This window comes from Streptococcus sp. HMSC067H01 (assembly GCF_001814775.1).
Classification (GTDB): domain Bacteria; phylum Bacillota; class Bacilli; order Lactobacillales; family Streptococcaceae; genus Streptococcus.
In genome coordinates this window covers 40,855-51,302 of sequence record NZ_KV817792.1, presented here as the reverse complement: position 1 = coordinate 51,302, position 10,448 = coordinate 40,855, and the positions used below count along the sequence as shown (strand labels likewise).

The window sequence follows — 10,448 nt, the reverse complement described above, 5'->3', positions numbered from 1 at the left end:
CCATTTTGTCCATGCTTGTTTTTCCTTTTCTAAGATCCGAAATGGTAGACCAAGGAACGCCAGCACCTTGTGAAATCGCAGATGTAGAAATGGAACTGTCTAATAATTCTTGAATAACTTTTCTCATTTTATTTGTCCTTTTCGTTTTTTAGATAAATATAGACGTTGATTGCTATTATAAAAACAGCTATTGAACTAACCATTGGTTTCCCTCTTTTCATTTGATAAAATAGAAGTTCGAGGGGCTTTCGTATCTACTTCTTAGCATTTCTTTTTTCTTTCACTGGATTTGGGCTTACATCTTTTGTTTTGCGATAGACGTTACTGTTTTAGAGGAATTATCTATCGCCTTTTCAAGTTTTTTGAGCCAATCTTCTTTGTAGATCTCAGCAAGCTCTTATCTTGACTATATTATATCACGGTACGCCGACAGAGATAAGAGTTTTTATAAAGTTTAAAAAATAAGGGGAAAATGTCGTAAACCTCTGAAAAACTCAGCTATTTTATAAGATATTGGGTCGCTTGGAAATATATGTGATGAAATTCTAGAAAGTAAATGGGTTCTAATACAAAAGAGGCTGAGACAAAAGTCCTAGCCTCTTAATTGTCTTTGGATTTCGAGCAAGACGCAGTGGTTGAGTGGTCTCTACTACGCTGATTTCATCAGCTTTTACAGCCCGACTCAACTGTGCGGAGGTGGGACGACGAAATCGAATTCTAACGAATTACCGATTTCTGTCCCACTCTCTTTTTATTTTATGTTAGATTCTGATACCAGTATCATGTTGTTTTTGTGATTCCAGACCGATTGAAAATTTATGAATCAGAAGAAATTGACCATTTTCCTGTTTTGCAAAGGTTAAAACAACTGCCTTACTAGGTGAACCAAGGGATAGATAGGAGATTCTTTTTGTTTCTTGATTATCAAGATTTGATTCTGACTCAGAATCTGGAATTCCATGTTCTCTGATAATATCACTGTAGTTGGTACCCCCTTGCCCTTGGTTGGATGGGTCTCCCTCTATTAAGGCATCAAACTGTTCTTGGGTCCAGGTAAAGATCTCTTCTTCCTCTTCATTTTCGTATTCATCAATGATACTATTTGGCCAATCTTCATTTGTTGGTTCTTCCATGAGATAATTAGAAGAGCTGCGATAGCCTCTTATAAAATCAGCGAAGATAGGAGTGAATAGCAATTGGCTTATCAGTACAATGATAATGGAAATGAGGCCAAAACTTGAACCTATCATAGCTAATGTTTTTTGATTTTGGAGATTGAGGCCGATACCGATGACTCCTAAGATCAAGGCAACAAATCCAAGGAGAAAGGCTAGACTATTGATAATTGGTATCCGAGAGCTGAGAAGAGCACCAGCTCCAAAAATGACAGCAAGGATTCCTAAGGTTTTATACTCTTCTTGTTTCATCTAAAAATTCTCCTGATTCTAGTGCGACAACTTCGCTTTACATGATAAGTTAGGCTTATTATAGATAAATTATCTACTATTGTCAATGATTAGAAAATAGTTCTCATGGAAACTTTTTTTCTTGACATCTTTTCTGAAAATGATAAAATAGTTCTCATGGAAACTTAATTGTTCTTATGAGAACTATTTTTTATTTAGAAGGGAGAAAGCATGGATAAACCGATGTTGGTCTTTAAACGTTTTGGTCACCAGTTACATCTGCTGGTACAAAAGGAAGCCAAGCGTTGTGGTATTGAATTTATGGGGGGACCGCAAGGGCAGGTCATTCGTTTTTTAGAACGTCGTGAGCATGAACAAGAATTAACACTCATCAAGGATATTGAACAAGAACTCAATATTACCAAGTCAGTTGCAAGTAATTTGGTCAAGCGTATGGTGCAAAATGGTTTGGTAGAGTTGGAGGTGAGTCCAAGTGATAAACGGGCGAAATTTGTTCATTTGACCGAAAAATCACGCTCTCAAATGAAGCAAGTTAAGTCTTTCTTTGATCGAATTGACCGTAGTTTACTTGATGGCATTTCCGAAGAAAATCTCGTTATTTTTGAAGAAGTCATGGGCCAACTACAAGCAAATGTAGAAAAAATAGGAGATAAGAATGAAGAAACTCGCTAAGCGTATCACAGGAAAAGAGTGGGGCATGATTCTAATAACTGTTCTCTTTACCTGTTGCTCGGTCTATCTAGAGTTAGAAGTACCGACTTACGTTTCAAAAATAACAGAATTACTCGGAACGCCAGGTACGGAGTTGGGAGACCTTTGGTCGCCAGCAACTAAGATGATGGGTTTGTCATTCTTAGCCTTCCTATCATCTGTAACAGTTGGATTTTTTGCCGCTCGAGTTGCGGCATCCTATACGGCTCAACTACGAAGCGATATTTTTAATCGTGTTTTGGATTACTCCCAGACAGAAATTAAACGTTTTTCAATTCCCAGTCTATTGACTCGGACGACTAATGATATCACGCAGATTCAGATGCTCTTTACCATGGGACTTCAGGTAGTCACTCGTGGACCAATCATGGCACTTTGGGCTATTGGTAAAATCCTTGGCAAGTCTGAATACTGGATTTGGGCAGTGGTGGTGGCAGTCATTGTCAATGTTCTGATGACAACTGTCTTGATGACTTTGGCATTTCCTAAACAATCTGTCATCCAAAAATTGACAGATAAACTCAATAGCATCACCCGTGAAAGTTTGACTGGGATTCGGGTTGTTCGTGCTTACAATGCTGAGGAATATCAAGATAAGAAATTCGAAGAAGCCAATGATGAAGTCACACGACTCAATCTCTTTGTCAGTCGCTTAATGGCCATTATGAATCCTATTATGATGGCGATTTCTAGCGGCTTGGTCCTTGCCATTTACTGGATTGGTGCTTATCTTATCAACGACGCTAGTTTGACAGAGCGTCTACCCCTCTTTAGCGATATGGTGGTCTTCATGTCCTATGCTATGCAAGTGGTAATGGGCTTCTTGCTCATGGGTGCTCTCTTTATCGTTCTTCCTCGTACCTTGGTTTCTGCAGGGCGTATCAATCAAGTGCTAGACCTTCATTCCACTATTGAAAATCCTAGTCACCCACAGATAGCAAACTCTTCTGTAAAAGGTCAAGTGGAATACCACGACGTAACCTTCCGCTACTCTAAAAACTCAGAAGCAGTAGTGGAACATGTCAGCTTCAAGGCAGAAGCAGGGCAAACCATTGCCTTTATTGGTTCAACTGGTTCTGGTAAATCTACTCTAGTTAACCTCTTACCCCGTTTTTATGATGTGTCAGAGGGAGAAATTCTAGTAGACGGCGTCAATGTTCAGAATTATGACTTAGAAGATTTGCGTAATAAAGTTGGCTATATCCCTCAAAAAGCTGTGCTCTTTTCTGGAGATGTTAAGGGCAATCTCGACTTTGGTAAGAGTCAAGAAACGCCACTAAGTGAGACGGCTATGTGGCAAGCTCTGGAATTGGCTCAATCTAAAAACTTTATAGAAGATAAGGAAGCGGGCCTAGCTTCAGAAGTAGCTCAAGGCGGGACCAACTTCTCAGGTGGACAAAGACAGCGTCTGGCCATTGCACGCGCCTTGGCTCGTAAACCAGAGATTATCATTTTTGATGATTCATTCTCAGCCTTGGACTACAAGACCGATCGTATCTTGCGTCAAGTATTAGCTGAAAAAACACAATCCATGACCAAGTTAATCGTTGCCCAACGCATTTCAACCATTATGGATGCAGACCTGATCTTAGTCTTGGATCAAGGTAAAGTCGTGGGACAAGGCACCCACAAGGAACTTCTTGCAAGCAATGAAGTTTACCAAGAAATTGCCTATTCACAACTATCGAAGGAGGAATTGGAACATGGAAAATAAGAAAATGTCCTTATGGAAACAGTGTAGACCTTTTCTAGCAGGTCTCCAACTTCCCCTACTAATCGCAGTTGTGGCGACTATCTGTTCAAGTATTATCACGGTTTATGGACCAACTAAGATTAAAGAAATTACCAATTTGATTTCAGATGGGTTAATGACAGAGATTGACCTAGAAGCTGTCTCAAGTATTGCTAGTTTTTTGGTTATTCTCTATGTGCTTGGGATTATCCTGAACTATACGCAAGCCTACATTTTTTCAACTAGTATCCAACATTTCTCAAAACGTTTGCGGACAGCTATTGCTGAGAAAATCAATCGCTTGCCACTTGCTTATTTTGACCGTCATTCTCAAGGGGACACCCTTTCTCGTGTGACTAATGACGTTGATACAGCAGCTCAGTCTCTTAACCAAAGTCTTGGGACAGTTCTTTCAGCTAGCTTTTTACTGATTGCTGTTTTGATTACCATGTTTGGTATGAACTGGATTTTGGCTCTGGTAACCGTTGTTTCAACCCTTGTTGGATTTACGGCGGTTTCCGTAATTATGGCCAAGTCGCAGGGCTACTTTAAAGCTCAACAAAATAACCTAGCAGCTGTAAATGGCTATGTGGAAGAAATGTACTCTGGCCACAATGTGGTGACCAGCTATAATGCTGTGGAACCAACAAAAGATACATTTGCAGGATTGAATCAGAATCTACATGATAGCATTTGGAAATCTCAGTTTATCTCTGGAATTATGATGCCTGCCATGGTCTTTGTAGGCAACTTTAGTTATGTTCTAGTCATTATCGTCGGTGCTGCCTTGGCTCTTGAAGGGTATATCAGTATCGGGATTATTGTAGCCTTCATGGTTTATGTTCGAACCTTCTCGCAACCCTTATCACAGATTGCCCAAGGAATTACCAGCTTACAACAAGCTAGTGCAGCCATGACTCGTGTCTTCGAATTTCTAGGTGAAGAGGAAATGGAAGATGAATCTCATAAGGAAAGACAATTGACCAACATGAAGGGTGAAGTGGTCTTCGACAGAGTTTCATTTGGTTATACTCCTGAAAAAACGATCATTCATGACTTTTCTGCGACAGCTCATGCAGGTCAAAAGGTCGCGATTGTTGGACCAACTGGAGCTGGGAAGACGACCATTGTTAACCTCTTGATGAAATTCTATGAGATTGATAAGGGAAGTATTCGCATTGATGGTGTGGATACCAAGGCTATGAAGCGCTCAGAAGTACACGATGCCTTTTCAATGGTCTTGCAGGATACCTGGCTCTTTGAAGGAACCATTCGTGACAATCTCATCTACAATCAAACAGGTATCAGTGATGAAGAAGTAATTGAAGCTGCCAAAGCAGTCGGAATCCACCACTTCATCACAACCTTACCTGATGGATACGATACAGTCTTGGATGATACAGTAACCTTGTCAGTAGGTCAAAAGCAGCTCTTGACCATTGCTCGTGCTCTGCTCAAAGATGCTCCGCTCTTGATTCTGGACGAAGCAACATCCTCAGTCGATACTCGTACGGAGGAGTTGATTCAAAAAGCTATGGACCGTTTGATGGAGGGACGCACATCCTTTGTCATCGCCCACCGCTTGTCAACGATCCGCAATGCTGATTTGATTCTGGTCATGAAAGAAGGAAACATCATCGAGCAAGGAAATCATGAAGAGCTTATGGCTCAGGGTGGTTTCTATGCAGACCTCTACAATAGTCAATTTACAGAAGACGAAGCAGAAGAATAAATCAAAAGAAGGCTTGACGGCCTTCTTTTTCTTCTTTATACTGGTATAATAGAAAGAGGAGAGTATGAGTCAAAACTTATACAATATGAAATTTTCTGCGGTCTATCAAGCCTTGATCGCAAAGGTTGAGCGAAAGGGTGGAAGGGCAGAATCCGTTCACCAAGTGACCAGTTGGCTGACAGGTTATGAAGTGAGTGACATCCTCACTTGTCTGAATAAAGACCTTACTTATGGAGATTTTTTTTGACAGGCGCCGTCTTATGCTCCTGAACGGATTACGATAACAGGAAAGATTTGTGGGGTTCGTATTGAGGAAATTGAGGATCCTCTGATGCAGGAAATCCGTCGTCTGGACAAATTAGTAGACTGGCTTGCCAAGGGGAAAACAGCCCAGCAGGTCCTAGAAAAGTATGAGAAATAGAAATGAAAAACTATCAAGAGTGGTACGAGAAGAGGAAATCAAGTCTTCTTCGACACCCACAATTATTGCAACTGATGCGAATCTTTAATCGCATGATGACAGTTCTGATGCCAGTAGCCTACTTGGCCTTGTTGGGGACAAGCCTTATAAGTAAGGGCACAGGACAAGCCTTATATACTTATATCTTGGTGCCAGCTTTTGGCTTTGTCCTATTGACGCTTGTTCGTAAGTGGATCAATCAACCGCGTCCTTATGAGACTTGGGAAATTATTCCGCTACTAGACAAGGACAGCTCTGGCAATTCAATGCCTAGTCGCCATGTCTTTTCAGCAACCATTATTTCCATGGCTTGCCTGCATGCAAATCTTCCTGTGGGGTTGGTTTTGTTGGTCTTATCAGCTCTTCTAGGTCTGGTGCGAGTTTTAGGGGGTGTTCATTATCCCAAGGATGTTTTAGTCGGCTATGCCTGTGGTCTAATCTGGGGAATTCTTTTCTTTATTTTCTAAAAAGCAAAGCAAGTGGGCTTGGCCTCGTAACCACTTACGGGTCAAAAGTGACCACTTGCTTTTTTGCCCTTGTAAAGTCTTCTGGCCTTTGGTATAGTAGATGCAGAAAGGAGATAGGATGAAGTTACGAATCGAGATTGATAGTGAATTAACTGAGACAGAGATTGTCATCAAGGCTGCAGCCCTGACAGATGAAATAGCTGATTTGCAACGACTCTTGCAAGAAACCAAGGCTCCTAGGTTGATCTTTTACAAGGGGACGGGTGAGTACTACTTAGACTTGTCGGAAATTCTCTTTTTTGAGACAGAAGGTAGCAAGATTTACGCCCATACCCAGAAAGAAGCCTACGAGGTTCGACTCAAGCTTTATGAGTTGGAGTCCATTCTGCCCCGCTATTTCAGTCGGGTATCCAAGTCGACCATTGCCAATATCCGGCAGGTTTACTCGGTGGACAAGTCCTTCTCGGGTACAGGAACTATTTCCTTTTATCAGACCCACAAGGAGGTTCACGTGTCACGGCACTACCAATCCCTCCTAAAAGAAAATCTAAGAAACATGAGGTAAGAACATGAAAAAGAAAGTAATTGGTATTGTGTTGCTAGTATTGGCAGCTTTAGTGTTATTGCAGGGGAATTTTGGAATCCCTTCTATGGGAGGGCACATTTGGCCTTTGATTGGTATTGGATTTTTTGCCTACCAATCAGTTGAGGCTTTGCTTCGTCGTCATCTGACATCAGCCTCTTTTACAGCCCTAGTGGCCCTCATGATTGCTAATCATTTTTATGACATTTTACCGATTCCCAATCAGTCATTGTTCTGGGCGGGAGTTCTAATCGTTCTCGGAGTAAGTATGCTGACTCACTCAAATAAGACTTGGAGTGGAAAGACATTGTGGAACAATAGAGAGAAAAAAGTTTCTACTGATAAGGAAATCATTTTTGGTAGTGGGACTTTTTATAATCAAGACCAAGACTTGGTAGAAGACCAAGTGGAAGCAGTTTTTGGAGATGCTAAGATTTACTATGATAATGCAAATATTCTAGGTGATGTAGCAATCTTAAGTGTGGATGTAGTTTTTGGAAGCGCAACTATTTATATCCCTCAACAATGGAAAGTGGATCTTAGGGTAGAATCAGTGTTTAGCAATCCTCAGGTCGAAGTGGCGACAGCACCAACCAGCAAAACCTTGATTATCCGTGGAGACGTTGTTTTTGGGAAATTAGAAGTTGTTTACGTTAAATAAAAAAATCTTCCAATCCCCTTGCCAAAAAAGAGAAAGTGTGATAACATAGTACAGTATGTGGTGCTAGCACATCCGCTATATTAGATCTAATAGGAGGAAAACACAAATGGCTAAAGTATGTTACTTTACAGGTCGTAAGACTGTATCAGGAAACAACCGTTCACACGCGATGAACCAAACAAAACGTGCCGTAAAACCAAACCTTCAAAAAGTTACTGTACTTATCGATGGTAAACCTAAAAAAGTTTGGGCTTCAGCTCGTGCTTTGAAATCAGGTAAAGTAGAACGCGTTTAATAAAGAGTAAAAGGCCATCAGGTCTTTTTCTTTTGCTCTGAGTTCAAAAAGCCTCGTCAAAGGAGCAAATATCCGCCGATACAGTATTCTGCTTTTACACTTGGCTTGAAATATGATAAAATAGAGTATCAACTAGTTGAGGTAGAAAAAATGACTGTAAAAATTAATACAAAAGATGGTCAAATCGAACTAACAGATGAAGTGATTGCTACCGTTGTAGGCGGTGCAGCAACTGAGATTTTTGGTGTGGTCGGTATGGCAAGTAAGAAAGCCCTCAAAGATAATTTCCAAGCCCTCCTTGGGAAGGAAAATTATTCTAAAGGTGTCGTTGTAAAAGCGGCCGAAGATGGTAGCATTGCAGTTGATGTATATACCGTGTTGAGCTACGGAACTAAGATTAGTGAAGTCTCAAAAAACATCCAAGAGCGTGTACGCTTTAGTTTGGAAAACCAACTTGGCATCACTGCTCAAACTGTGAATGTCTACATTCAAAATATCAAAGTTGTAGGAGAATAATCGTGTCAAATATTACTACAAGCTTATTTCAAGAAATGGTACAGGCTGCATCTACTCGTTTGAACAAGCAAGCCGAATATGTCAACTCATTGAACGTCTTCCCAGTTCCAGATGGAGATACAGGAACAAACATGGGAATGACTATCGAAAATGGTGCTAAAGAAGTAGCAGACAAACCAGCTTCAACAGTTGGTGAGGCTGCAAGTATCTTGGCTAAAGGTCTGTTGATGGGTGCGCGTGGGAACTCAGGAGTTATCACTTCTCAGCTTTTCCGCGGATTCTCACAAGCCATTAAGACAAAAGAAGAGTTAACAGGGAAAGACCTAGCTCTTGCCTTCCAATCTGGTGTTGAAGTAGCCTACAAGGCTGTTATGAAGCCAGTTGAAGGAACAATCTTGACTGTATCACGTGGTGCTGCCATCGGTGCTAAGAAAAAAGCTGAGCAAACAGACGATGCCATTGAGGTTATGCGCGCTGCCTTAGAAGGAGCTAAAACAGCCCTTGCTAAGACTCCGGACATGCTTCCAGTCTTGAAGGAAGTTGGTGTTGTGGACTCTGGTGGTCAAGGTTTGGTCTTCATCTATGAAGGCTTCCTTTCAGCTCTTACTGGTGAATACAGTGCGTCTGAAGACTTTGTTGCTACTCCAGCGAATATGGGTGAGATGATCAATGCCGAACACCACAAATCTGTAGCTGGACATGTGGCAACAGAAGACATTACCTTTGGTTACTGTACTGAGATCATGGTTGCCCTTAAGCAAGGTCCAACTTATGCTAAAGACTTTGACTACGAAGAATTCCGTAACTACTTGAATGACCTTGGGGACTCATTACTCGTTGTTAACGACGATGAAATCGTTAAAGTTCACGTCCATACAGAAGATCCAGGTCTTGTTATGCAAGAAGGTCTCAAATATGGTAGCTTGGTTAAGGTTAAAGTCGATAACATGCGTAACCAACACGAAGCACAAGTGGAAAAAGAAGCAGCTCAAGTCAGCAAACCAGCTGAAGAAAAAGAATACGCCCTTATCGCAGTAGTAGCTGGACAAGGCTTGGCAGACATCTTCCGTGCTCAAGGTGTGGACTATGTCATCGAGGGTGGACAAACCATGAACCCTTCGACAGAAGACTTTGTCAAAGCTGTTGAGAAAGTTAATGCTCGCAATATCATCTTCTTACCAAACAACAAAAATATCTTCATGGCAGCTCAATCTGCAGCTGAAGTATTGGAACAACCAGCAGTAGTGGTAGAAGCTCGTACCCTTCCTCAAGGATTGACTAGCCTTCTAGCATTTGACCCAAGCAAGACTATCGAAGAGAATAAAGAACGTATGACTGCAGCTCTTGGTGATGTGGTCAGCGGTAGTGTAACAACAGCTGTTCGTGACACGACTATCGATGGTCTAGAAATTCACGAAAATGACAATCTTGGTATGGTAGATGGTAAGATCCTTGTATCAAACCCTGACATGCACCAAACCCTGACTGAAACCTTGAAACATATGCTAGACGAAGACAGTGAAATCGTGACCTTCTATATTGGTGAAGATGGAAGTGAAGAATTGGCTAACCAAATCGCCCAAGAAATCGCAGAAGAATTCGAAGATGTTGAAGTAGAAATCCACCAAGGTCAACAACCAGTGTATCCATATCTTTTCAGTGTGGAATAAGAATGCAATAGAAAACGAAAGAGGTCGGGAAAAGATTCCCGATCTTTTTGGTTTGCAATGAGTTTTGGACCCAGTAGCTGATTGGTGCTAGAAAATCAATCCAATCTAGTAATTTTTATTCCATCATTTTTAATGACATTTGTCATATTTCCTCATGACAGAAGCTTCTAGTGATTCTACCTTCAAAGAATTAT

General features: G+C 41.1%; 10 protein-coding genes and 1 pseudogene. 10 read left to right on the top strand and 1 reads right to left on the bottom strand.

Going from position 1 to position 10,448, the window contains the following annotated elements:
• Positions 1 to 761: 761 nt before the first annotated feature.
• On the bottom strand, positions 762 to 1,427 hold the full coding sequence (locus HMPREF2987_RS05145) for a hypothetical protein (RefSeq protein WP_075229614.1): 666 nt from the start codon (positions 1,425 to 1,427) through the stop codon (positions 762 to 764).
• A 210-nt stretch (positions 1,428 to 1,637) separates the two neighbouring features.
• Here HMPREF2987_RS05145 and HMPREF2987_RS05140 point away from each other — a divergent pair, with 210 nt between their 5' ends.
• From HMPREF2987_RS05140 to HMPREF2987_RS05095, 10 genes and pseudogenes are all read left to right on the top strand, one after another.
• Positions 1,638 to 2,099: a MarR family winged helix-turn-helix transcriptional regulator gene (locus HMPREF2987_RS05140; protein WP_075229613.1), complete on the top strand. Its 462-nt coding sequence runs from the start codon at positions 1,638 to 1,640 to the stop codon at positions 2,097 to 2,099.
• Complete coding sequence (locus tag HMPREF2987_RS05135; protein WP_075229612.1) at positions 2,083 to 3,852, top strand: ABC transporter ATP-binding protein; 1,770 nt, start codon at positions 2,083 to 2,085, stop codon at positions 3,850 to 3,852. The genes HMPREF2987_RS05140 and HMPREF2987_RS05135 overlap by 17 nt, the downstream gene beginning before the upstream one ends.
• Positions 3,842 to 5,602, top strand: coding sequence for an ABC transporter ATP-binding protein (locus tag HMPREF2987_RS05130; protein WP_075229611.1), 1,761 nt, complete (start codon positions 3,842 to 3,844; stop codon positions 5,600 to 5,602). Before HMPREF2987_RS05135 ends, HMPREF2987_RS05130 begins: the two co-directional genes overlap by 11 nt.
• 64 nt (positions 5,603 to 5,666) lie before the next feature.
• Positions 5,667 to 6,023: pseudogene (locus HMPREF2987_RS05125) on the top strand (DUF2200 domain-containing protein).
• Positions 6,024 to 6,025: 2 nt separating this feature from the next.
• Positions 6,026 to 6,529, top strand: a complete 504-nt coding sequence (locus HMPREF2987_RS05120; protein ID WP_075229610.1) for a phosphatase PAP2 family protein — start codon at positions 6,026 to 6,028, stop codon at positions 6,527 to 6,529.
• Positions 6,530 to 6,647: 118 nt separating this feature from the next.
• A complete protein-coding gene (locus tag HMPREF2987_RS05115) occupies positions 6,648 to 7,094 on the top strand; it encodes a LytTR family DNA-binding domain-containing protein (protein ID WP_000776599.1) in 447 nt (148 codons plus the stop codon).
• Between the two features lie 4 nt (positions 7,095 to 7,098).
• Positions 7,099 to 7,773 carry a LiaF transmembrane domain-containing protein gene (locus HMPREF2987_RS05110; RefSeq protein ID WP_075229609.1) on the top strand — a complete coding sequence of 225 codons (675 nt, stop codon included), beginning with the start codon at positions 7,099 to 7,101 and terminating at the stop codon, positions 7,771 to 7,773.
• A gap of 106 nt (positions 7,774 to 7,879) precedes the next feature.
• Positions 7,880 to 8,068: a 50S ribosomal protein L28 gene (gene rpmB / locus HMPREF2987_RS05105; RefSeq protein ID WP_001140948.1), complete on the top strand. Its 189-nt coding sequence runs from the start codon at positions 7,880 to 7,882 to the stop codon at positions 8,066 to 8,068.
• 150 nt (positions 8,069 to 8,218) lie between these two features.
• A complete protein-coding gene (locus HMPREF2987_RS05100) occupies positions 8,219 to 8,584 on the top strand; it encodes an Asp23/Gls24 family envelope stress response protein (protein WP_000216431.1) in 366 nt (121 codons plus the stop codon).
• Positions 8,585 to 8,586: 2 nt separating this feature from the next.
• The gene (locus HMPREF2987_RS05095; protein ID WP_075229608.1) at positions 8,587 to 10,254 is read left to right on the top strand and encodes a DAK2 domain-containing protein; all 1,668 of its coding nucleotides are present in this window, start codon (positions 8,587 to 8,589) and stop codon (positions 10,252 to 10,254) included.
• The last annotated feature ends 194 nt before the right edge of the window (positions 10,255 to 10,448 follow it).